Source organism: Anthropogastromicrobium aceti, from assembly GCF_020687335.1.
Classification (GTDB): domain Bacteria; phylum Bacillota; class Clostridia; order Lachnospirales; family Lachnospiraceae; genus Anthropogastromicrobium; species Anthropogastromicrobium aceti.
In genome coordinates, this window is the sequence record NZ_JAJEQN010000017.1 from 1 (window position 1) to 23,128 (window position 23,128).

A 23,128-nucleotide genomic window follows, 5' to 3' on the forward strand; every position below is an offset into this window, starting at 1 on the left:
AATCGAGGCGACAAGATTTGAACTTGCGACCTCTGCGTCCCGAACGCAGCGCTCTACCAAACTGAGCCACACCTCGAAGAAGCAGCTTGTAGGAGAATCGAACTCCTGTTTTCGCCGTGAGAGGGCGACGTCTTAACCCCTTGACCAACAAGCCTTGCAACGATATGTATATTATCATATCTCAATTCTTTTGTCAACACTTTTTTCAAGTTTTTTTAATTTTTTATTTTTTTTGTTCTTTTTCGACACTTTACAATGGCACGCTAATATTCCATTCGCAGCAATCGTTTGCAAAAACATTCGCGGGATACCATCACTTTTGCGAATCGGTATCCCACGAATAAATTGCCTAGCTCTGAATAGTTACAACTTACAGAGTAATAATCTCGTCAAGACCACAGCCTTCCATCTGCTCTGCACCGCCTACAACACATATACCGCCATCTTTCATAGCAGTACTAATCTGCTCTGCGGCCTGCGCTAACTTTTCTGGTGTTGTCTCGAGAATCTGCTGCCAACGTGTGCAGCGCTCCGCCCAACTAATCTGTCTCCAATAGAAGTTATCTGCTGCCTGTCCCTTCATTCTAGGTGTCTGAAGCGGAGACTGATCTGAAACTGTTCCAATGATAAAGCCTGTCAAATCTGGATTTTGTGCTGCAAACTCCTTTAAGAAGCTGCTGCAGTCTAAATATTTTCTAAGAGATTCTCTAGCGCTCGGATCACGATATGAATAGCAGAAAAAGCCTCCATTTGCCCGAGTAAGCATACCTGTTCCGTAAGCACCGCCCTGAACGCGAATTACATTCCACAAATAGCTTAGGCTCACAATCTTGGCTGCTGTCTGCCATGCACCATTATAATTTCCTGTAATTGTACCGCGCACTGCAAATGCGATATCGGCCGGAATGATGATTCCTTCTTTTTTGATGCCCCATGGCTTTATTGCAATTGTATGTGCCTTCAAAAGATCCGGCTTTGACGGCAAAAGCTCCTGCAGCATTTGAACAACATTCGCTGCATATGCATCTGTATTTCCTGTAAGACTGATAGTCAACTGTTCCTTTGAAACTGCCTTTTCATACAGTACTGTCAATTTTTCACGAAGACTATTCCAGTTCCAATTTTCTTCCTGAGCTTTTAACCACTGATAGAATGTAACACCACCAGTACACTCTGAAACTACACTTGAAACACTCATCTGCGCTGACACACGGCCAAGTGCTGCTGCATGACCACCCATCACTATCTGCTCAAAGCATCCCATCTTAATCTGACGCAGCAGATCAAGAACTGCTTTTTCAGAATTGGCAGTATCAAATCTTGTCTGCGTCAAAATCTCTGCTGCAAGACTAACTGCCTGATCTACATTTGATTCAAGCGTGCTAAAGGATGCGCAAAGCTTTACTGTACAGCAGCTGCTGTCATCCTTTATATTGAAGGTACTTATGAAAAAAGTCATGCTTCCGCACAAAAGACGTACACGGTTGTTTAACTCTTCTACACTTGACTGTGTTGTTTCCAGATTTCCAAAAAGACGACATAAAAGTCCAAGTGCTGGAAGTTCTGCCTCTGTATAATGGTTTTCATCGAAATAAAGCGTAATATAAGCAATTCCGCTTGAATTAACGCGATGAACCAATACCTTTTGTCCATCAATTACAAGTTCTTCAATTGGCTGCTCTTGCGGCGTGCGGCTTAAATCAGATAACTCTAAATGTGGAAGTGCTGCCAGCTGCTCTGGTGTATCTTCACTGTTTTGCCATGCCTCTAGTCTTTCCTGTTTTGCAATAATCTCTTCTCTTGCATTATCACTCCACATTGCAGACTCATCTTCAATTCTCTTTGCTTCCTTTGCTCGACGCGCTTCTCCTGCTGTTTTAGACGGAATCAATGCAACCTTACAGCGATGCGGATTTTCAAGCAGCTCTTCACGAATTAAATGTTCAAAATATCCCTGTTTCATCTTTTCACGAAGATTTACAAATAAGTCACCAATCTGCAGATTAGCCTCTGGTGCGCCTCCATACAGCCAGCTGTCAAACACCTGCATTCCAAGAATCAGTCCCTGCGGATAGCTTCCATAATCGCGTTCTCTCATCTGGAACTCAAGATTTGCCATAGAAGCCTCTAACTTCTCATGATCAAGACCACCATTTGCCAGCGCATTCAATGTGTCGAAAATTCGCTTTTCTACTTGTTTGCAATTTTCTTTTTTCACATTGCGAGCCTCAATTTTTACCCATGGATTTGCGACACCATCTATTGTATAAAGACGCATTGTTTCTGCAAGTCCGTCTTCTAACACAGCCTTCGTAAGCGGTGCCTGATTATTTCCAGTAAGCACATCTGACAAAATCTGCATTGCCGTCAGCTTTTCGCGCTCTGCATAGGTTCCGATCACACGCCCCCAGGACAGACGGATTTTTCCATCTTCATTCTCATCGGCACCAATCTCATATTCAATTTGCTGCTCACCTGCATCCACTGCTGACTGAAGCGCTGGTGGATCCATACGCTTTGTCTGTTCAAATGAGGACAGATATTCATCATTGATAATACCAAGAATAGCATCTATATCCATTGCGCCATCAAGATACACATAGGCATTCGATGGAGAATAAAATCGTTTATGGCTTTCAATAAATTCTTCATATGTCAAATCCGGAATTTTTGTCGGATCACCTCCAGATACATAACGATACGGTGTATCAGGAAAGAGCGCTCTATTGATTGTCATATCCATCAGTTCATCCGCATCTGCAAACGCTCCCTTCATCTCATTAAAGACAACACCTTTGTAGCCTGGCTTTCCCTCGCTGTCAAACTCATAGTGCCATCCTTCCTGATAAAAAATTTCTGGCTTTGTATATACAGCTGGATAAAATACAGCATCCAGATAAACTCGCATCAAATTGACAAAATCCTTATCATTTCGGCTTGCCACCGGATAAAAAGTCTTATCCGGAAATGTCATTGCATTCAAAAATGTGTTCATAGAATTTTTTAAAAGCTCTACAAACGGCTCCTTAACTGGATAATTTTTTGAACCGCATAAAACGGAATGCTCTAAAATATGAAATACACCTGTATCATTCCAAGGCAATGTCTCAAAGCCAATGCCAAATACCTTATTTTCTTCCTCTCTGCTTATCCATACCAGCTCTAAGCCTGTCTTTTCGTGCTTCATCTGGTACATTACTGCATCCAGCTCAGGAAGCGGTACTTCTCTTTCTACGATAAATCCATGAACTGTATCATGTACTGTCATAAAAAAGTCCTCCTTATTCTCTCTTTTTCTTATCTACTGATTAGTATTATACTGATTCCGGCAAAAAAGAGCAAGAAAATTCTGACATTTTATGAATCCTTGTCCCTCATCCAGTAATCAATGCAACATTATTGATTCTCTATTCTTACTCTGTTTTATTTGATGTTGGAACCACAATATTCTCCGGCAATCCTAATATTTCCAATTCCTGACGAATATCATCTTCATTAAGCTCATACGGCATCTGCGATACATCCGGATAATTTTCGATCGAATTTCCACTCTCATCCACGCTATACCATGGATAATAATCCTTATAAGTCCTTGAATACGCACATAATCCATACGGAGAATTCCAAACTATCATTTCCCGTTCACCGCTTGGAAGATTGAAACCATCACTTACCATCGTATTATCAATAATCGTTTTTGCATTTCCATAAGGAATCGAGCTTATATAGTTCCCATCAGTCTGATAACAATCATATTTTGTGACACCTTCATCTGGAATCAGATAATACATGCTGTAAATTTGCATAATTTCAAAGTCACCAATAATATACAGATAATCAGCCTGAGCAGAAAGCTACTGAACTGGATCCTGTATTGAATCTTGTCCCGTCTGGGAATTTGGTGATATTGATATTGTTCCTAACTTTTGTGCAATTGTAGGCTTCGTTCCCGGAAACCAGCTGTAACATGTAATCGTTACTGTTCCAACAGCCTGCATATCTCCCTGTAATGCCGAACTAACCCATGAAATATATATATTTGAATCGGAATTTACCTTTGTTTCTGTAATTAATTCCGTTCCTGCCACACAATCATATACGGTTTTGTCGCCACCAATTTGTGCAATCTGATTCTCATTAAGACCAATCATGCCAAACTGCTGCTTCATATAATCTGATTCAATAATAGATCCCATTACATTCGTACCACTATTATAATTAAGTACACTTCCATTATAGTCATAATAAGATGTTTTTAATGTCAATCCATCCCACAAAAAGCCCTCCTCATACTGGTCGCATCCAATTACAATCTTATCTCCCATATTTCTTGAGTAAACACGAATTTTTCCAACTCCCGTTACAAAAGATGGCATATCTGCTGTAATTTCAGAGGCTAATACAATATTTCCTTCACTCGCCTCATAAATTTGAAAAATCAACTGACTTTGGTTGCTTTCCTGCGTGGTATCTGAACGCACTACAAGAAGTTCCATCTGATCGTCTCCATCATAATCCTTAATTTGATAACCTAGTGCTGCTGACGGAAGCATATTTACGGCCTGAGCCGCTCCTGATTCTGTTTTCTCCAGTATGTTATCATATGTTGCCTGCTGTGGATAATCAAGAGACCACGCATATTCATACAATGTGTTCATATTTGCAAGTTCTGATTTTCCATCCGCCTGCGTTGCATTTGCCTGTATTGGCTGTAATACTAACGCCGCTGCAACTGCCATAAAAGAACTTCTTTTCATATTTTTCAACTCCTTTTCTCAGTTTACAAATTTTCCAGTACAAAGCAAACTGTTTTGTACTATCAGCATACCATAGTTTTTCAATTTCTTCATCTATTTTTTTGCAAACAAAATCTATATCAATATCAAGTTCTGGGAAACATTGAAATATCAGCCCAAAGAGCGTTCCGTATTTGCAGTTTCTGCATCAATATCATTTAAATTGGCAAAATCATATTGCTTCGTTATAAAATTACATTAAAAAATTCGTTTTCCGTCAATTATTAATTCCTCATCTCGAATATCACAATTTGCCAATCTGGAATTCTTCCGTAAAAAAATTACGGCATTTTTTATAAATAAAAAACCCTAAACTTCCCGCAACTGCGAAAAATTCAGGGTTTTAGAACTCAATATTGTAACTTATGCGTTCATCTGCTTAGCAACTTCTGCTGCGAAATCCTCTTCCTTCTTCTCCATACCTTCACCGGTCTCGAAACGAACGAACTTCTTAACAGCAACCTTTGCGTTGTTCTCTTTAGCTACCTGAGCTACGTATGCGCTTACACTCTGCTTTCCATCCTCAGCCTTTACGTAGGTCTGATCCATCAGACAGATCTCCTTAAGCTCCTTGTTGATACGTCCGTTGATCATGCCATCGATAACCTTCTGTGGCTTCTGGGACTCCTTCGGATCGTTCATGATCTGAGCTAACAGAATCTCCTTCTCTCTGGAGATGTAATCAGCGTCAACCTCTGCTCTGGTGGTGTACTGTGGCTTTAATGCTGCTGCCTGCATAGCAACGTTCTTTGCCATTTCCTTAATTGCATCGTTAACAACGTCAGTCTCAACGTCTACTAAAACGCCGATCTTTCCGCCTGCATGGATGTAGGAAACAACGATACCGTTCTCCTCGCTAACCTTTGCAAAACGACGGATGTTCATGTTCTCACCGATGATAGAAATCATGGAAGACAGCTTCTCCTTAACGGTCATGGATGGATCTAATGCCCACTTCTCAGCCATGAATCCTTCGATATCCTCTGCCTGAGTATTAACTGCCTGAGCAGCAACCTCTGCAACGTAGGTCTGGAACTTCTCATTCTTTGCAACGAAGTCAGTCTCAGCGTTAACCTCAACTACAACTGCATGCTTCTCATCCTCAGAGATGCAAGTAGCAACAATACCCTCAGCTGCAATACGTCCAGCCTTCTTCTGAGCACCAGCTAATCCCTTCTCACGCAGGAAATCTACAGCCTTGTCCATATCACCTTCTGTTGCAGTCAGTGCCTTCTTGCAATCCATCATTCCTGCGCCAGTCATCTCACGCAGCTCTTTTACCATACTTGCTGTAATAGCCATCTTAATCTTCCTCCAAATAGTTGTGTACAGTATTGATACTTAACTTAGTTAATAAAAACAATAACGATTCAGAAGCCGCAGTCCGCCGCCCCTGAATCGCTATTTCCGACTTGATTACTCAGCGTCAGCTACTACGGTCTCGATATCAGCTGCTGCATCAGTAGTGTCAGCTGCCAGCATCTCCTCGCCAGCCTCTGCAACCTCATCAACTTCCTCAGCCTCGCCCTGCTTAGCCTCGATAACAGCATCTGCCATCTTAGAAGCGATCAGCTTTACAGCTCTGATAGCATCATCGTTACCCGGAATTACATAATCCAGCTCTTCCGGATCACAGTTGGTATCAGCGATACCGATCAGCGGAATACCCAGAGTGTGAGCTTCCTGAACACAGATCTTTTCCTTCTTAGGATCAACTACGAAGATTGCATCCGGGATACCTGGCATATCCTTGATACCGCCAAGGTTCTTCTCAAGCTTCTCCCACTCCTTCTTCAGCTCGATAACTTCCTTCTTTGGCAGTACATCAAAAGTACCGTCCTCAGACATGGTCTCGATCTGACGAAGACGAGCGATTCTGCTCTGGATGGTCTTGAAGTTGGTAAGCATACCACCAAGCCATCTCTGGTTTACATAATACATACCACATCTCTGTGCCTCAGTTGCTACTGCATCCTGTGCCTGCTTCTTGGTTCCTACGAAAAGGATGTTTCCGCCCTCTGCAGCAATGTCGAAGATAGCCTTGTAAGCTTCGTCAACCTTGCCTACAGATTTCTGCAGGTCGATGATGTAGATACCGTTTCTCTCGGTATAGATGTATGGAGCCATCTTAGGGTTCCATCTTCTGGTCTGATGTCCAAAATGAACACCAGCTTCAAGCAGCTGCTTCATAGAAATAACGCTCATGTTTTTACTCTCCTTTGGTTTGTCTTCCGTATGCCATACGTACAGGCAACTGCTTGCGCAGCACCAAACCTGCCAACCGCATACGTGTTTTTTAAATTTTTAAGCCCTACAATCATATCATGGAAAAAATACAATTGCAAGGCTTTTTTTGTTTTTTCTTCTATTTTTTTTCGTTTTTATGCATTCGTACCTGATGTATTCTCTGCACTAACCTTAACCTTAGCCAACTCATCAAATACAACATCATTAAGAACCTTGATGTAAGTTCCCTTCATACCGGATGATCTGGACTCGATAACACCGGCACTCTCAAACTTACGCAGTGCATTTACAATTACAGAACGTGTAATTCCGATGCGGTCTGCAATCTTGCTTGCAACAAGAACACCTTCGTTTCCGTCGAGTTCACGGAAAATGTGAACAATTGCCTCTAACTCAGAGTAGCTAAGTGTACTGATAGCAGATTTTACGATCTGCTTCTTTCTATTTTCTTCTGCGCTCTCTTCGTTTACAGAACGAAGCATCTCTAGTCCTACTACAGTGGTGCCATATTCACTTAAGATGATATCATCAATGCCGTATCCTGTGTGCTCTCTGTAGATAAACAATGTACCAAGTCTCTCACCTGCGATTTCTATTGGTGTTACGATTGCCTGGTATTTATCACCGTTTTCCTGAGAGAATCCAAGTGTAGCCAAATTGACATTCTCTTTTGTGGAAAGTACGCTTAACAGACGTTCGTTGAGCATATGATCCGCAAATGATCCGATGTTGTTTTCCATCAGCTCATTAATTACATCCACATCCTTCCAGACACTGAAACCTAAAACCTTACCCTTCTTGCTGAGTACCAGAATATTGGATTCCAGAATCTCACTTAATACCTCACAGATATCATTAAAGACAACTTTGCTGGTATTGTTGTTATGCAAAAGTTTGTTGATTTTTCTTGTTTTATCCAGCAACTGCACGCTCATATTGGGTTCCTCCAATGCAATTTATTCTTTGTACAGTATCATATCACAAAATGAATAATTTTACAAGAATATTTCGCAGTTTTGTCAGATTTATTCCTCCGACTTTGCAATATAGCCGCACGCAGCGTCAGAACAGCACTCTCTGTTTCCCTTTTTGATCATATAAGAGCCACATTTCGGGCAGTTATGTCCAGTCGGACGATTCCATGACATAAAATCGCAATCTGGTGCACCCTCACAGCCATAGTACACACGACCCTTTTTCGTCTTTCGGATGACAAGATCTTTGCCGCATTTCGGGCAGGCTACGCCAATCTTTTCAAGATATGGCTTTGTATTTCGACAGTCAGGAAATCCCGGACACGCCAAAAACTTTCCATGAGGACCATACTTAATAACCATCTGTCTTCCGCACAGCTCACAAAATTCATCTGACAGCTGATCCTCGATCTTGACGCTCTCAAGCTCTCTGTTTGCTGCCTCTACTGCCTCATGAAGATCTGGATAGAAGTTTCTAACAATGCTCTTCCACTCAACCATTCCCTCGCCAACCATATCAAGCAAAGACTCCATATTGGCTGTAAACTCAGCATCTACAATGATTGGGAAGGATTTCATCATAATGTTGTTTACGACCTGACCAAGCTCCGTCACATACAGATTTTTCTTTTCCTTTGTGATGTAGTGACGTGCAAGAATAGTAGTAATTGTCGGTGCATAAGTAGAAGGACGTCCTATTCCCTTTTCCTCAAGCATACGAACAAGTGTTGCCTCTGTAAAGTGAGCCGGAGGCTGTGTAAAATGCTGCTGCGTCTCTTTTTCACTCATGGAAAGCTCCATGCCTTCACTAAGATGATCAACAGCAGGTGCGCTTGCCGCTTTTTCTTCACCGTCATTATAAATACTCATAAAGCCGTCAAATGAAAGCTTTGAGCTAACTGCTGAAAACTCATATCCGCCTGATTCAAGCTGTACATGATTCATCATATAAACGGCATCTGCCATGCGGCTTGCAGTAAAGCGTCTCCAAATCAGCTGGTACAAACGGAACTGATCGCGTGAAAGAGATTCCTTTACGCGGACTGGCTCCCTTGTGATATCTGTAGGACGAATACCTTCATGCGCATCCTGAATATGGCCTTTGGCAGCCTCTTCTTTTTTTGCCTGTGTCAAATATTTTTCGCCATACGTTTTTTCAATATATGCTCTTGCTGCTGTATCAGCCTCTGCTGCGATACGTGTGGAATCAGTTCTCAGATACGTAATCAAACCTATCGTACCTTCACCCTCAATTGAAACACCCTCGTACAGCTGCTGTGCGATACGCATCGTTTTTTGTGTTGAAAAATTCAGCTGATTTGCAGCTTCCTGCTGCAGCGTACTTGTAGTAAATGGCATTGGTGCCTTCTTTTTTCTTTCTTTATGCGCCAATTCCTTTACAACAAATTTGTCGCTCTCCACTGCCTTTACAATTTCATTTAGCTGAGTTTCATTTTCAATCGTAAGCTTTTTGGAGTCTTTTCCGTAAAATTGTGCCTTTAATGGCTTTTTAGAACCTGGCACGTCAAGCAAAACATCTAAACTCCAATATTCCTTTGGAATAAATGCCTCGATTGCTGCCTCTCTGTCACAGATAAGTCTAAGTGCAACAGACTGGACTCTTCCTGCACTAAGACCTCTTTTTACCTTTGCCCAAAGTACCGGACTGATCTCATATCCAACCATACGGTCTAAGATACGTCTTGTCTGCTGTGCATCAACCAGATTCATATTAATTGCGCGCGGCTCCTTTAAGGATGCCTTTACTGCATTTTTTGTAATCTCATTAAAAGTGATTCTTTTAATCTGGTCATCTTCCAGCTTCAGTGCCTTCGACAGATGCCATGAGATTGCCTCTCCCTCGCGGTCAGGGTCCGTTGCCAGATAAATCTTTTCAGCCTTTTTTGCTTCCTTACGAAGCTTCGCCAAAATATCCCCTTTTCCGCGGATTGTAATATACTTTGGTTCGTAATCATTTTCAACATCGAACCCTAACTGACTCTTAGGCAGATCCCTTACATGCCCATTAGAAGCCATAACCTGATAGTTAGCTCCTAAGAATTTTTTTATAGTGTTAACCTTCGCAGGTGACTCTACGATAACAAGATACTTCGCCATGCTTTCCTCCAGCAATGTACCATGCGTACATTTTTTCAATCGGAAATCACTATACACTCTTATTTTACGGATTGCAAGCCCTTTTTAGCCCTTTTTATTTTATTTCATATAAATTTTACGAATCTTACACATTAAATGTTCTTTTATAGCAGCCTCCTGCTTCTTCGCTGATGTAACCTTTTAGCTCCATCTGAAATAATGCACTGCATAAAGTTCCAGCCGGATATCCTGTTTTTTGCAAAAGAATTTCCATATGAACAGGTTCTCTTTCGATAAAGCGATACACATCCTGTTCAATTTCTGTCAAAGGCATCTTTTGTCTATGCATTTTTCTTGCTGCAGCTTCTAACTTAAAATCTGCAAGTATCTCCTGTGGTGATGACAACAGTACAGCACCATTTCTAATCAGCTCATGACAGCCTTCACTAAGATCTGAAAATATTGAACCTGGCACTGCATAGACACTTCTGCCCTGCTCACCTGCAAATTCTGCCGTAATCAAAGAACCGCTCTTTTTTCGTGCCTCTATAATTATGACAGCATCACAAATGCCGCTTATAATCCTGTTTCTGCGCGGAAAAAGAACGGGAATACTGCGTGTTTTCGGACGCATCTCAGAAATCACGCCGCCTTGACGTATTAGTTTTTCATACAATCCAATATTTTCCCGTGGATAACATATATCAACGCCACCGCCTAGCACTGCATATGAACTGCCTGCCTCAAGTGCTGCCTTTTGGCTGCAGCAGTCAATGCCATATGCCATCCCGCTTACGATCTGTGCACCTGCCGCTGACAGCTCTCTTGCGATTTCCTCTGCACACTCCTTCCCATAGCTGCTGCACGCACGCGCTCCGACAATTGCAATTTTAGGAAAATCAGACTTTGGAAGATTCCCCTTCACAAAAAGCCCAATCGGACGGTCTGCCACTTCCTTTAAAAGCACCGGATACTCTTCATCCTCTATTGTAACAAAACGAATTCCTGACTGTGAAAGCTTTTCGTATTCCGCCTCTATTGTTTTTTCCATTGCGCAGGCTTCATGATAAATTCTTTGCTCCCTTGCAGTAAATCCCATTTGAACAAGCTTCTCATCGCTTTGTCCAAAAACCTCACTCGGACCGCCAGCCTCCTCAATTAAACGGCGCACCTTAATAGGTGTAATCATCTGAAGGCATGTACACCAGTAATATGCTTTTTTTCGCTCCATTTTACATATCCCCCCAATATTTTCGATCAATACTCCGATAGCTTATCGCCTCTGCCAAATGTGCTTCTTTAATCTGCTCACTTCCCTCAAGATCGGCAATTGTTCTTGAGACGCGCAAAATCCGATCTCTTGCACGAACACTAAGACCCATTGACTCAAATGCCTGACGAAGAAGTTCTTCTTTTTGCTGGTCAAGATTACAATATTTTGAAAGTCTTGATCCCTTAAGCTGAGAATTAAATAATATTCCCTCATCCTTATAGCGCATGCGCTGACGATTAATTGCCTCTGTGACACGTGCACGCATAGACGACGAATCCGCTCCCTTTTTTGCCTTTGACAAATCATCAAATTTTACTGCAAAGGCCTCCGTGCAAATGTCAATACGATCAAGCATCGGTCGTGAAATACGGTCTCTATAACGTCTGATCTCACCCACACTGCATCGGCAGCGGCTTCTGTCTGGAAAATAGCCGCACGGACACGGATTCATCGCTGCAACAAGCATAAATTCTGCCGGATAACTGCAGCTTCCATTGACACGGCTTATTGTGACCTTTCCATCTTCTAGCGGCTGCCTCATAATTTCTAGTGTATCACGCTTAAACTCTGCCAGCTCGTCTAAAAACAATACTCCATGGTGTGCCAGGCTGATCTCTCCTGGCTTTGGAAATCGCCCTCCTCCAGCAAGTGCAGTCGCCGAAATTGTGTGATGCGGACTTCGAAACGGACGCTTTTTTATAAGTCCCTCTTTGTAGTCAAGAAGCCCAGCCACACTATAAATCTTTGTCACCTCAAGCTGCTCTTTATATGTCATTTCGGGCATAATTGTAGGTATTCTTTTTGCACTCATACTCTTACCAGAACCTGGTTGTCCAATATATAAAAGGTTATGAAAACCTGCTGATGCCACCATCGCTGCACGCTTCATGCGTTCTTGTCCATAAAGCTCATCATAGTCAAGCGAATCGTCTTCTTTGTCAGAAGTCTCATAAAGAACTGCCTGTCTGTTTTCTTCAAGCCGATCTGGATTATTTAACAGTTCCACAATTTCCTTTAACGTTTTCGTCCCGTAAACAACTGTCTCCTGCAGACAGGCAGCTTCCTTCGCATTTTCCTTCGGCACAACTGCCTTTTTTATCCCTGCCTTCTGTCCGCATTCTGCCAATACAAGCGTGCCGTTTACAGGACGTATTTTTCCGTCAAGCCCCAGCTCTCCAATAAATATTTTATTTTCCAATTCATCCATGCGCACAAAGCCTGCAGCAGCAAGCACTGAAAGCGCAATAGGCAGATCAAAATAGTTGCCCTGCTTTCTTAAATCGGCAGGTGAAAGATTGACCGTGATATGGCTTGGTGGCAGTCGAAAGCCTGAATTTTTAAGTGCTGTTCGCACCCGCTCTCTTGCCTCCTTCACCTCTGCCCCAAGATAGCCTACCATATCAAACATTGGAAGTCCATCGCTGATATCTGCCTCCACACACACAAGAATACCCTCGATTCCATTTGTTGTTCCCGTATACACTTTTGCAACCATTGCTTTACCCTTTCCTGTTCATTTTAAATAATTTTTGTTTTTGAACGCACAAAGACAACCTGCCATATTTTGACAGATTGTCTTCTCTTAAGGTACCTTAGCTTTGGTTTGTCATTTTATGTAAATGCACAAAACTATATTTTTCTTTTGTGTATAATCACTCCTGTTCGAAGTGTTCTTCGATCCAAGAAAGAATATCCTCCTGAACCTGTTTTCTTTCTGTCTCATGAAGAAGCTCATGACGCATTCCCGGATAGAGCTTCATTGAAACATCATGTATCCCCGCCTTTTTATAACGGTCATACACGCGCGTCACGCCCTTTCCAAATTCGCCTATTGCATCATCCCTGCCTGACAAAAGAAGAATTGGCAGTCTCTTTGGAATTTTTGCTGTTCCTTTATTTTGAGCAAGTTTCATCAAAATTCGGAAGAAATCAAGATATGCACTTACAGTAAACTGAAAGCCGCAATATTCATCACCGTGATAACGATCCACCTCATCTTGATTGCTGCTTAACCAGCTTGTGCATTCCTTTTCAAAAAAATAGTGATCGTTACTGTCTAACATCAGATAATTAATAAGATCGCTCCTGTAAAAATCACCGCGAAGCACACGTGTAAAGCCCGCCACTGCAAGACCAAACGCTACCTTTAGCTTTCCTGGATCTCCTGTTCCCATTAAAATTGCACCATCAATCTTAGAGCCATACTGTGTAATATACTGTCTGGATACAAATGATCCCATGCTGTGGCCAAGCAATACAATATGACTATCTGGATACTGCTTTCTAATGTAAGCTGTCACACGTGCAACATCTGTAATAAGACAGCGATCTCCATTTTTCTTGGCAAAAAAGCCAAACTGTGAGCTAGTCGGCGCACTTTTTCCATGACCAAGCGTATCATGGCCAATTGCGCCGATACCGTGCGCATTCAAGTATTGTGCCAGCTCCTCATAACGCCCCATATGTTCCACCATACCATGTGTCATCTGAACGATAAGACCTGGCTTTGGTTGGTCTTTTGGCATCCAGATATACAAATGCAGACGATCTCTTCTGCTGCTTGAATCAATATACTTTTCTTTCATTTTCCGTGCCTTTCTGTGTTTTACATCATCAAAAAGCTTCTTAACTTCTCAAGTGCACTCTTTTCAATGCGGCTGACATACGATCTTGAAATACCAAGCACACTTCCCACCTCTTTTTGTGTGTGAACGAGATGTCCGAAAAGTCCATAGCGAAGAACCACTACTCGCTTTTCTTTAGGAAGAAGCACCGTCTGGATTCCCCTGTGCAGACGACATATATCCTCCTTTTTGCAGTAATGCTCCGAGGCATCACATTCACCAGATTCAATCACATCAAAAAGATGAATCTCATTTCCTTCCTTATCCGTTCCTATTGGTTCATATAAGCTGACTTCACGGCTCATCTTTTTTTCTGCACGCAGCAGCATCAGTATCTCATTGTCAATACATTTTGCCGCATAGCTCGACAATCGATTTCCCCTTGAAACATCAAAAGTGTTGACCGCCTTTATAAGACCAATCGTTCCGATTGACAACAGATCATCCGTCTCCTTATCTGTAAATGCATATTTTTTGATAATATGAGCCACTAGACGCATATTATGCTCAATCAAAAGAGTCCTCGCCTCAGATGATCCCTGATTCATCTGTCTAAGATACTCCTTTTCCTGTGCCGCCGTAAGAGGTTTCTTGAACGTCTCCAAGCAAAATCCCCCGCTATGCACCTTTCTATATCATATGCAGTGACTCATTATTTCGTGCTTTTTTACCTTGCTTATACAGTTACCGGAATCTCACTTTCAGCCTCTTCTTTAAATTCCATGATCTGTTCCGGTGCTGCCTGAGGCAGTTCTGCTACAGATGACACACCAAAGCAGCGTAAAAACTCTTCTGTCGTAGCAAATAATACAGGACGTCCTGGCGCATCAAGTCTTCCAATTTCTTCAATCAGATCATAATCCATAAGCTTTGCGATTGCATGGTCTGACTTCACACCTCGGATACGCTCAATTTCACCTCTTGTGACAGGCTGCTTGTACGCCACAATAGAGAGCGTTTCAAGCACTGAATCACTTAAAACCTGCTTTTGCGGTCTTGAAGCAATGCGTATCAAATACTCATAATACTGCGGCTTTGTGCAAAGCTGAACACTATCTTCCAAAAAGACAAGCTGAATGCCTCTTTGCTTTTCACTGTATTCCTTTGCCATATCCTGTAATATCTGTTTTATTTCTTCTTGTGTAAGCTTAAGTGCCTCTGCTAACGTTTTGATTTCTACGCTTTTTCCCATTGTGAATAAAATACTTTCCAAAATGGGATAATAGTCGCGTTTTTCCATAATGCTGTTACTCCTGTTTCTATCTGGCACATGCCTGTCAGCTGCCATCTTTATTCATTTGTATAAGCAGTTAATCATACTGCTCCATATCTTCTCTTGTGATCGTCGTGGTACATTCCTCATTCCAGTCAAGATGAATATCCCTAAATGTTCCCTCCTGCTTAACAGTAAGGCGTCCAATCTTGATTAACTCAAGACAAGCGAGAAACGTAACAACCACATCTGCCTTTGTATACTGCTTTTGAAGCAACCCTCGAAATGAAAAATGCTTCTTTTGCTGAGCATATTCATAAACAAGTGCCAACTTTTGCGACAAGCGCACCGGATCCTTTTCAATATTGCCAAATTTGCTTCTCACAGGATCAATCTTGTCCACCTGACGGCGCGTCACCATACGATAAATTTCCTGAAGACGCTCTAATGTAACTTTGCTTAACATATCATGCACATTAACAGGAGGCTCATATTTTGACACTTCATCTGGGATTGTGGGATCCTTGTAAAGCAGGCGTGACGCCAAAAGCTGTCTGCTTTTTAACTGCTCACCTAAACTTTTGTATGTTTTATATTCAACAAGACGAGTCACTAATTCTTCTCTTGGGTCAATCTCGTCGCCATTTTCATCCTTCTCAGCAGGAAGCAGAAGTCTGGACTTGATATCCAGAAGCGTCGCTGTCATGACAAGAAACTCGCTGACAATATCAAGATCCTCTTCCTCCATGGCATTGACATACTCCATATACTGATTTGTAATTTCAAAAATCGGAATATCGTATATGCTGACTTTATTTTTTTCAATCAAATGAAGGAGCAGATCAAGCGGCCCCTCAAATTTTTCCAGTTTGTATGATAACATCCGACACTCCTTTTCTATAGTTAGACGACATCAGTATAGCATACTATACAATGAAATTCAATGAGTTTTCCATGTCAAAACAACGAGCTGCGGCAAATTGTTAAGGCGCACATTGATACTGTGCGTGCCTAAACCTCCGCTGACTATGATATTTGTATTTTTCTGTGTCACATTTCCTCTTGCAAGAGGTGAGAAAAACTGCAGCTGCGGTGTCATCACTCCGCCAAGACCAGGTATTCTAATGGTACCTCCATGAAAATGGCCACTAAGTACTAAATCGGCACCCCAATCAGCATATGTCTTTGCAAAGGTTGGTGTGTGAGCAAGCAGCAGTTCAAAGTTTTTGTCTGAAGCTTTTCCAATTTTCTTATCTATATACCCGGCTGATAATGACGGAATACGCCCTTTTCGATAGCACTCCCGCGGCAGCGTGATGCCGCTTATACGCATCGCGGTATCATTTTTTATGATCTCTTCACTTTTATTAACAAGAACATGCATACCACTATCTTTAAGCACTTTCCAGTAGCTCTGCCACCAGCCAGGATACGTAAGCGGTTCTTCCTTCATGCGCTGCTCATGATTGCCAAATGCGTAATACACAGGATATCGCTTAACAAGTTTTTTATACAAGTTTGCAAGCATATCAAAATGAGGTGCAGCCCACTCCTTTACTACAAGCATATCACCTCCAATTACAACAATATCAGGCTGTTCTTTTTCAATTGCCGCAAGCAGCTCTTCATTCTCCATGCCAAAGCTATTATCATGCAGATCAGAAAGAAAAACAGCCTTAAAGCCATTCCATTCCAAACCAAGCTTATCTGTTTTAATGTCATAGTGCACAATGTCGAGATGAATTCGTTCATATTCTGAGCGGGCAAACGCAGCTGCACCCGTAAATGCAGCTGCTGTGCCTGCCATAATCCATTTGTTCATTTATATTTCCTTTCGTTCTTTTAATCAAATTGCGGCGGATTTATTTAAATAACTGCCATCCACTGCAGCACAATATTAAGCAGATAATCGAAAAATTTTGCCTCACGGACAGACTCTCCTGCGTAAATGCCAATGCTGCCAAGCTCTTTTCCATTCAGCCGGTACGTTACCGTACCGATCTGCTCTCCCTTTTCAATTGGTGCTGTAAGCTCATTTGTTGTGAGCATCTTTTCCATATTTGAAAAATCTTCACCTGACACAAACAGCCATGAAAATTTTTCCTTATATACAGCCGAAACCTGTTTATCTATTCCTCCCTTTACTAGTATAGGCATAAGTTCGGGAGGATTTTCATCCTGATACAGCTTACATGTTGTATAGCCAAATTGGAGCAGTGACTGTGCCTCAGTGAAGCGATCTTTATAGTTTGGACAGCCCATGATAACAGCTATTAACTCAACACCATCCTTATTTGCTGTCGCACATACACAATACTTTGCTTTATTTGTTGAACCTGTTTTTAAACCTGTCGTATATGGGTACTGCTTTAAAAGCTTATTGGTATTGGCAAGTCCAAATTCCTTGCTTCCCTGCATTGTTACATGGGTAATATTTTCCATCCAGATCGTCGTATATGATTTTATCTGCGGATAATGTGTTATCAGCTCCTGCGCCATAAGTGCGATATCACGTGCTGTTGTATAATGATTGTCTGAATCAGTTAACCCACAGCAGTCCTCGAAATGCGTATTTTCCATTCCAAGAGAGTCAGCACGCTCATTCATCATCTGAACAAAGCCTGACTCGCTTCCCGCTATGTACTCTGCCATTGCAACACTTGCATCATTTCCACTAGAAACCATAATGCATTTGATCAATGTGTCAACGGTCTGCTTTTCTCCTTCTTCCAGATAGACTTGAGACCCGCCCATTGATTTTGCGTAGGCACTCGTCACAACCTCATCCTCAAGGGAAATCTTTCCCGCTTCAATAGCATCAAAAATCAAAATTGCCGTCATGATCTTTGTTATGCTCGCAGGGCTTCTTCTTTCATCAGGTGCTTTCTCGTATATAACGCTTTTTGTAGAGGCTTCCATCAAAATTGCAGATGGACAGGTGAGCAAAATCCCACCTGTCGTCTCATCTGCACAGGAAGGCTGCGGCAAGCCAAATGTAGTGCCAAAAATAATAAGGCATAAAAAAGCGATCCAAATTCGTTTTTTCACTGTTTGCTCCCACAGGATGTTCACTATCATTTTAATTCAAATTGAGTCAAAAGTATACCTTGATTTTTACATTTTTTATTCTTCTTTTGTTTTGTTCGTGCATAAAATTTCCTGTTTTATGTGCTGCTTTTCAAGCCACAGCTGCGAAATCATTTCTGCGTTTTTTGCCGCTGCTGCAAGTGAAAAACAGACAATCACAGCCGCAATGATAATTATCATAAAAACAATCAGCCACATAGAAGATCTCCTTTCAAACATTTACACTCTTATAGTATACCTGAAACGATAATCTTTACACTTGACATTCCAAATCTTCCTATTTATAATTGTGAGTGTCTTTACTAGATGAGAAAAGAGGAATTACTATGAGTTTTAATTTTGTGAAAAAGCTTCCTACACCTGCCGAAATTCGTGAACAGTACCCGGTATCTGACGCGATTATACAGGTAAAAAAGGAACGTGATGAGATGATCCGCAAGGTATTTACCGGCGAGAGTGACAAATTTCTTGTCATTATCGGTCCTTGCTCTGCTGATAACGAAGATGCAGTTTTAGATTATGTTCACCGACTGGCACGCGTTCAGGAGAAGGTTTCTGACAAGCTGATTCTGATTCCGCGTATCTACACAAACAAGCCGCGTACTACTGGTGAAGGCTATAAGGGCATGGTTCACCAGCCAGACCCTGAGAAAAAACCGGATATGTTAGCCGGAATACTTGCAATACGTCATATGCACATGCGTGCTGTTGCTGAGACTGGTCTGACTGCTGCCGATGAGATGCTGTATCCAGAAAACTGGCGTTATCTGTCAGATATTCTTTCATATGTTGCTGTCGGTGCCCGTTCTGTTGAAAATCAGCAACATCGTCTGACAGTAAGCGGAATTGACATTCCTGCCGGTATGAAGAACCCGACAAGCGGTGATTTATCTGTTATGTTAAACTCCGTTGTTGCTGCACAGCATGGACATGACTTTATCTTCCGCGGCTGGGAAGTTCAGACAGATGGAAATCCATTAACTCATACTATTTTGCGCGGTGCTGTTGATAAATATGGAAAAACAATCCCGAACTATCACTATGAAGATCTTTATCGTCTGTACGAAATGTATCAGGAAAGAAATCTGCTTAATCCGGCATGTGTTGTTGATGCTAATCACTCCAACTCTGGAAAAAGACATATGGAGCAGATCCGTATCGTAAAAGAAGTTATGCACAGCCGTACTCACTCTAAGGAAATTGAAAATCTTGTAAAGGGCGTAATGATTGAAAGCTACATTGAAGCCGGCAGCCAAAAGATTGGTGAGCATATTTATGGCAAATCAATCACTGATCCATGTCTTGATTGGGACAGCTCCGAGCAGCTGATCTACACTATTGCAGAGCGCATATAATACATACAAAAAAGTGCCAGCGTTTGACCGCCCGGCACTTTTTTTATTGGAAATAAATTTTTATCTGCGCGTTCTTGCCGAATCAAGACGACGTCTCCATCCTGCTGCTCCGATACCGCCTCGCTGTTCCATCTGAGCAACATGGCGTTCTGCTTCCTCAAAGAATCTGCGTTCCTTTGCATACTTGTCCACATTTAATACCATTCCAAGCTCTGCAAGCAGGAAAACAACAGATGTACCACCCGCACTGAAAAATGGAAGTGTAACACCTGTTGTCGGAATTACACTCGTAACAACCATCACATTTATCAATAGCTGGAGTGCGATCTGCGTAAACACACCTATTGCCAATACTTTTCCTTCAATATCCCATGCATTCTGTGCAATCTTGTAAATACGATACAGCAAATAGCCAAATAATGTCATCATCACGATAACGCCAAACACGCCAAGCTCTTCGCAGATAATTGCCAGAATAAAGTCATTGTAAGAATACGACAGCTTGAATTTAATAAGGCTCTGTCCAAGACCCTTGCCCCAGAAACCGCCTGCGCCAATTGCATAGCGCGCCTGCATCGCCTGAAGACCTTCATCTGCTGCATACTCCTCTGGATGAAGCCATGCACGTATACGCACAAATCTAAAGTTTTCTGCGCCCTGATGCATCAAAAGATAAACAGTAACAAAAATTGCTGCTATGATAATTAATGCAAGACCAAGCAGGAAATACCAGTAAAGATCCGGCTTTTTTACACTTGATAAAATTATAACGGCACAAATACAAAACAAAACGATAACCGTGCTTAAATTATTTGAGAAGAAGAATAAAAAACCCAAAAGCGCAATGGCAAGCAGGCACGCAAGCAGCTGGTTATACCACCTGTTTAATCCCCAATAACTCACATAATAAGCGAAGAAAATAATTATGGCTGCCTTTATTGGCTCCGCTGCCTGAAAGCTTACAGGACCAAGTTTTATCCATCTTGTTGCACCAAGCTCACTGTGAGCTAGTGGTGTCTTTAGTGCCGCAATAATGGCCACTGCAGCCAAAAGCCAAAACCAGCCCCAGCCCAGTCGCACAATACGGTGATAATTAACATATGACGCAACAATCATTATAACAAATCCAAATATTACATTTTTAAGCTGATTATTCATAAAATAGCTATAATTCTTTGTAATCGAATTGTTATAGCTGGCACTGTATACCATAATAATTCCGTATACATTTAAGAAAATAATCGTAAAAAACAGATTATGATCAAGCGGTCCCCATACAACGCTTGTTTTCACAAACTCCTTCATACGACGTACAAGAGGCGCTTTCTTTTTTTTCATACAATATTAACCTTTCATTCTTGTTCTTATTTTTGAACTAAAGATGCAGCCGGAAGCTGAACAAGAAATGTACTTCCCACACCTGACTGACTCTCTACACTGACACAGCCGCCATAAAATTCTGTTACATGTTTTACAATAGAAAGACCAAGTCCTGTACCGGCAACTCGCTTGCTGCGTCCCTTGTCTACACGATAAAAACGCTCAAAGATACGCTTCTGATCCTCCTTTGCAATGCCTATACCACTGTCTTCCACACGAATTGAAAGACTTGTGCTGTCCATTGTGATATCGGTTTGGACAAAGCCGCCTGGTCTGTTATATTTAACTGCATTTCCCATAAGATTAGACAATATTCCCTGAAGATGGCTGCGATCCATATAAACAAACTCATCACAGCAATGGATTTCAAGCGAAACATTATTCTCATCTGCTAACGGCTTAAGTGTTTTTTTAACCTCTTCTGCCACACTCTTGACACATAGCATTTCCTTAGTCGGCATTAACTCCTTGGTCTCCAATCGGGAAATCATCAATATGTCATTGATCAGGCTTGTCATTTCCTCCACCTCTGAGTGAATGCGTCCTAAAAACTCTTTTTGCATCTGTGTATCTGATGCCATACCACTTTGAAGAAGCTCGGCATAGCCGCGTATTGCTGTAAGCGGTGTTTTTAATTCATGAGAAGCATTGCTGAAAAATTCCTGACGAATCGTCTTTTCTTTTTCAAGCTTTCGTATGTAATCCTGCACGCTTTTTGACATGTCAGTTGTTGTGCGCGCAATGATATTTAATTCATCATACTGGTAATGAGGAAAATTAAAATCAATTTTCTCATCATAGATACCCTCAAGCTTGTGTGAGATTTCAAGAATTGGCTTAGTGACGGAGGCGGCAAATTTATTAGTCAGCACACCGGCAACTGATAATGCCAGCAAAAGGCTAATCGCAATAGACGGTACCATCATTTTCATCAGATCTGTAATCACATCGTGATGGATAGAAATACGAATGACCTTATGCTGCGTTGGTGAACAATATGCCGCATACATCATACTTCCTTTGATTGTGCTGGAATTGCGCACCTTTGTTCCAAAGCCGTTTTGAAAAGCCTCCTTGACTTCCTTTCTGTTTTTGTGATTTTCCATCGTCTCTGGATTTCCAGTTTCAGAATCAGCCAAAACACTTCCATCATTATCAATAATTGTAATTCTATAATCATTATTCATCTGACTGCTGATTTCAACAATCTGTTTTTCCAGATCGCTGCTCTCCCAGTCAATTGTGGCATCTAACAAAAGCAGTACTGGCTTCATATCTTCCATGACGCGATGACTTGCCAGACGATAATATGACATACTGATGACAATACTGCTTATTGCCATCGCCACAATCAGTACAACAATAAACCGCTTTACAATCGCCCGTTTCATATAGAAGTGCCTCTTTTCCACTATATTTTTCTTACTTACTGATTTTCTAGTGCTTCATCTTCCTTTTGTGCTGCCTCACTCCTGTCAACAGCAACAGCATTGATGGCTTCCTTCATAACAGCCTGTACCTCATCCTCGCTCATCTGCATCTTTGCTGCGATTTCAGAAAGGTTAGGCTCACGTCCAAGCTCTTCTGCAAGCTTTGTCATGACTACATTTAAGACATTAACAGAAGCTGTTAATTTTTCTGCTGTCTGCTCACTTTGTTTTTGCTCTTCTGTAACTGCTTCCATTGCCATATGAACTGCGCGCTCACGAAGCTGATTAAAATAGGAAACTGCATCATCACCTACAACTGGATGCGACGCATAGTTTTTTAATACAAGCAAAAGTGCCATGTTTCCTTCCTGAACAAGATCTGATATTTCAACATCATTTCCTGCATACTTCGCTGCCTCACGCACGACATAGGCAAGGCTGCCCTCTGTCAGACGCTTCACTGCCTCCTCGTTTGGAAGACTATTTAACAATGCTTCCATCTCCTCATTTGTACACTCTGGAATTTCACTTAACTCATCCAGATACATCTGATAAAACTGGTTTTCCATAATTTAATTGACTGCCTTTCTACTATTTCTCCGTTAAATCTGCCTTCATTTTATGCTTTATGCATCAGTATTAGCCCTGCTGC

Annotated in this window: 20 protein-coding genes and 2 tRNA genes; 1 reads left to right on the forward strand and 21 read right to left on the reverse strand. The window is 41.7% G+C overall.

Translation table 11 applies throughout. The features are described 5' to 3' along the window. Positions 1 to 2: 2 nt before the first annotated feature. The 18 genes from LKD48_RS07970 to LKD48_RS08055 form a co-directional block, all read right to left on the reverse strand. Positions 3 to 76 (reverse strand) — tRNA-Pro (locus LKD48_RS07970). A 6-nt stretch (positions 77 to 82) separates the two neighbouring features. After that, positions 83 to 154 (reverse strand) — tRNA-Glu (locus tag LKD48_RS07975). A 216-nt stretch (positions 155 to 370) separates the two neighbouring features. After that, positions 371 to 3,268: an insulinase family protein gene (locus LKD48_RS07980; protein WP_308731689.1), complete on the reverse strand. Its 2,898-nt coding sequence runs from the start codon at positions 3,266 to 3,268 to the stop codon at positions 371 to 373. 145 nt (positions 3,269 to 3,413) lie between these two features. Continuing rightward, on the reverse strand, positions 3,414 to 3,806 hold the full coding sequence (locus tag LKD48_RS07985) for a hypothetical protein (protein ID WP_308731690.1): 393 nt from the start codon (positions 3,804 to 3,806) through the stop codon (positions 3,414 to 3,416). Between the two features lie 48 nt (positions 3,807 to 3,854). Beyond that, positions 3,855 to 4,757 carry a hypothetical protein gene (locus LKD48_RS07990; protein ID WP_308731691.1) on the reverse strand — a complete coding sequence of 301 codons (903 nt, stop codon included), beginning with the start codon at positions 4,755 to 4,757 and terminating at the stop codon, positions 3,855 to 3,857. A 402-nt stretch (positions 4,758 to 5,159) separates the two neighbouring features. Continuing rightward, positions 5,160 to 6,098: a translation elongation factor Ts gene (gene tsf / locus LKD48_RS07995; RefSeq protein WP_262536465.1), complete on the reverse strand. Its 939-nt coding sequence runs from the start codon at positions 6,096 to 6,098 to the stop codon at positions 5,160 to 5,162. Positions 6,099 to 6,212: 114 nt separating this feature from the next. Then, positions 6,213 to 7,001: a 30S ribosomal protein S2 gene (rpsB, locus tag LKD48_RS08000; protein ID WP_066562452.1), complete on the reverse strand. Its 789-nt coding sequence runs from the start codon at positions 6,999 to 7,001 to the stop codon at positions 6,213 to 6,215. A gap of 176 nt (positions 7,002 to 7,177) precedes the next feature. Further along, positions 7,178 to 7,978 carry a GTP-sensing pleiotropic transcriptional regulator CodY gene (codY, locus tag LKD48_RS08005; RefSeq protein WP_227101560.1) on the reverse strand — a complete coding sequence of 267 codons (801 nt, stop codon included), beginning with the start codon at positions 7,976 to 7,978 and terminating at the stop codon, positions 7,178 to 7,180. A 90-nt stretch (positions 7,979 to 8,068) separates the two neighbouring features. Then, complete coding sequence (topA, locus tag LKD48_RS08010) at positions 8,069 to 10,135, reverse strand: type I DNA topoisomerase (RefSeq protein WP_308731692.1); 2,067 nt, start codon at positions 10,133 to 10,135, stop codon at positions 8,069 to 8,071. Positions 10,136 to 10,259: 124 nt separating this feature from the next. Beyond that, positions 10,260 to 11,345, reverse strand: a complete 1,086-nt coding sequence (dprA, locus tag LKD48_RS08015) for a DNA-processing protein DprA (protein ID WP_262536460.1) — start codon at positions 11,343 to 11,345, stop codon at positions 10,260 to 10,262. A 1-nt stretch (position 11,346) separates the two neighbouring features. After that, entirely contained in the window at positions 11,347 to 12,882 is a 1,536-nt protein-coding gene (locus LKD48_RS08020; protein ID WP_118612037.1) for a YifB family Mg chelatase-like AAA ATPase, read from the reverse strand. Positions 12,883 to 13,039: 157 nt separating this feature from the next. Next, on the reverse strand, positions 13,040 to 13,972 hold the full coding sequence (locus LKD48_RS08025; RefSeq protein ID WP_308731693.1) for an alpha/beta fold hydrolase: 933 nt from the start codon (positions 13,970 to 13,972) through the stop codon (positions 13,040 to 13,042). 20 nt (positions 13,973 to 13,992) lie between these two features. Next, complete coding sequence (sigK, locus tag LKD48_RS08030) at positions 13,993 to 14,616, reverse strand: RNA polymerase sporulation sigma factor SigK (RefSeq protein ID WP_066562464.1); 624 nt, start codon at positions 14,614 to 14,616, stop codon at positions 13,993 to 13,995. A 71-nt stretch (positions 14,617 to 14,687) separates the two neighbouring features. Next, positions 14,688 to 15,251: an SMC-Scp complex subunit ScpB gene (gene scpB, locus LKD48_RS08035; protein ID WP_066562466.1), complete on the reverse strand. Its 564-nt coding sequence runs from the start codon at positions 15,249 to 15,251 to the stop codon at positions 14,688 to 14,690. A 70-nt stretch (positions 15,252 to 15,321) separates the two neighbouring features. Then, positions 15,322 to 16,107 carry a segregation and condensation protein A gene (locus tag LKD48_RS08040; RefSeq protein ID WP_308731694.1) on the reverse strand — a complete coding sequence of 262 codons (786 nt, stop codon included), beginning with the start codon at positions 16,105 to 16,107 and terminating at the stop codon, positions 15,322 to 15,324. Between the two features lie 57 nt (positions 16,108 to 16,164). Continuing rightward, on the reverse strand, positions 16,165 to 17,046 hold the full coding sequence (locus LKD48_RS08045; protein WP_308731695.1) for a metallophosphoesterase: 882 nt from the start codon (positions 17,044 to 17,046) through the stop codon (positions 16,165 to 16,167). Positions 17,047 to 17,090: 44 nt separating this feature from the next. Next, a complete protein-coding gene (locus LKD48_RS08050) occupies positions 17,091 to 18,272 on the reverse strand; it encodes a D-alanyl-D-alanine carboxypeptidase family protein (RefSeq protein WP_331466825.1) in 1,182 nt (393 codons plus the stop codon). Between the two features lie 75 nt (positions 18,273 to 18,347). After that, complete coding sequence (locus LKD48_RS08055; RefSeq protein ID WP_308731696.1) at positions 18,348 to 18,509, reverse strand: hypothetical protein; 162 nt, start codon at positions 18,507 to 18,509, stop codon at positions 18,348 to 18,350. Positions 18,510 to 18,637: 128 nt separating this feature from the next. Here LKD48_RS08055 and LKD48_RS08060 point away from each other — a divergent pair, with 128 nt between their 5' ends. Continuing rightward, positions 18,638 to 19,666, forward strand: a complete 1,029-nt coding sequence (locus tag LKD48_RS08060; protein ID WP_308731697.1) for a 3-deoxy-7-phosphoheptulonate synthase — start codon at positions 18,638 to 18,640, stop codon at positions 19,664 to 19,666. 60 nt (positions 19,667 to 19,726) lie between these two features. On the opposite strand, the gene LKD48_RS08065 is transcribed toward LKD48_RS08060, so the two are convergent. From LKD48_RS08065 to LKD48_RS08075, 3 genes are read right to left on the reverse strand one after another with little or no spacing between them, the layout of a single operon-like run. Further along, entirely contained in the window at positions 19,727 to 21,004 is a 1,278-nt protein-coding gene (locus LKD48_RS08065) for an FtsW/RodA/SpoVE family cell cycle protein (protein WP_118612031.1), read from the reverse strand. Between the two features lie 26 nt (positions 21,005 to 21,030). Next, positions 21,031 to 22,437: a sensor histidine kinase gene (locus LKD48_RS08070; protein ID WP_227101569.1), complete on the reverse strand. Its 1,407-nt coding sequence runs from the start codon at positions 22,435 to 22,437 to the stop codon at positions 21,031 to 21,033. A 35-nt stretch (positions 22,438 to 22,472) separates the two neighbouring features. Beyond that, positions 22,473 to 23,045: a sigma-70 domain-containing protein gene (locus tag LKD48_RS08075; protein WP_227101570.1), complete on the reverse strand. Its 573-nt coding sequence runs from the start codon at positions 23,043 to 23,045 to the stop codon at positions 22,473 to 22,475. Between the last annotated feature and the right edge of the window lie 83 nt (positions 23,046 to 23,128).

Coding starts and splice junctions, on each gene's coding strand:
- LKD48_RS08045 (WP_308731695.1), bottom strand. CDS start 17,046: ATGAACAAATGGATTATGGCAGGCACAGCAGCTGCATTTACGGGTGCA.
- LKD48_RS08020 (WP_118612037.1), bottom strand. CDS start 12,882: ATGGTTGCAAAAGTGTATACGGGAACAACAAATGGAATCGAGGGTATT.
- LKD48_RS08025 (WP_308731693.1), bottom strand. CDS start 13,972: ATGAAAGAAAAGTATATTGATTCAAGCAGCAGAAGAGATCGTCTGCAT.
- LKD48_RS08055 (WP_308731696.1), bottom strand. CDS start 18,509: ATGTGGCTGATTGTTTTTATGATAATTATCATTGCGGCTGTGATTGTC.
- LKD48_RS08070 (WP_227101569.1), bottom strand. CDS start 22,437: ATGAAACGGGCGATTGTAAAGCGGTTTATTGTTGTACTGATTGTGGCG.
- LKD48_RS08040 (WP_308731694.1), bottom strand. CDS start 16,107: ATGTTATCATACAAACTGGAAAAATTTGAGGGGCCGCTTGATCTGCTC.
- LKD48_RS07985 (WP_308731690.1), bottom strand. CDS start 3,806: ATGCAAATTTACAGCATGTATTATCTGATTCCAGATGAAGGTGTCACA.
- LKD48_RS08075 (WP_227101570.1), bottom strand. CDS start 23,045: ATGGAAAACCAGTTTTATCAGATGTATCTGGATGAGTTAAGTGAAATT.
- tsf (WP_262536465.1), bottom strand. CDS start 6,098: ATGGCTATTACAGCAAGTATGGTAAAAGAGCTGCGTGAGATGACTGGC.
- scpB (WP_066562466.1), bottom strand. CDS start 15,251: ATGGAAAAACGCGACTATTATCCCATTTTGGAAAGTATTTTATTCACA.
- dprA (WP_262536460.1), bottom strand. CDS start 11,345: ATGGAGCGAAAAAAAGCATATTACTGGTGTACATGCCTTCAGATGATT.
- LKD48_RS08065 (WP_118612031.1), bottom strand. CDS start 21,004: ATGAAAAAAAAGAAAGCGCCTCTTGTACGTCGTATGAAGGAGTTTGTG.
- LKD48_RS08060 (WP_308731697.1), top strand. CDS start 18,638: ATGAGTTTTAATTTTGTGAAAAAGCTTCCTACACCTGCCGAAATTCGT.
- LKD48_RS07990 (WP_308731691.1), bottom strand. CDS start 4,757: ATGAAAAGAAGTTCTTTTATGGCAGTTGCAGCGGCGTTAGTATTACAG.
- topA (WP_308731692.1), bottom strand. CDS start 10,135: ATGGCGAAGTATCTTGTTATCGTAGAGTCACCTGCGAAGGTTAACACT.
- codY (WP_227101560.1), bottom strand. CDS start 7,978: ATGAGCGTGCAGTTGCTGGATAAAACAAGAAAAATCAACAAACTTTTG.
- rpsB (WP_066562452.1), bottom strand. CDS start 7,001: ATGAGCGTTATTTCTATGAAGCAGCTGCTTGAAGCTGGTGTTCATTTT.
- LKD48_RS07980 (WP_308731689.1), bottom strand. CDS start 3,268: ATGACAGTACATGATACAGTTCATGGATTTATCGTAGAAAGAGAAGTA.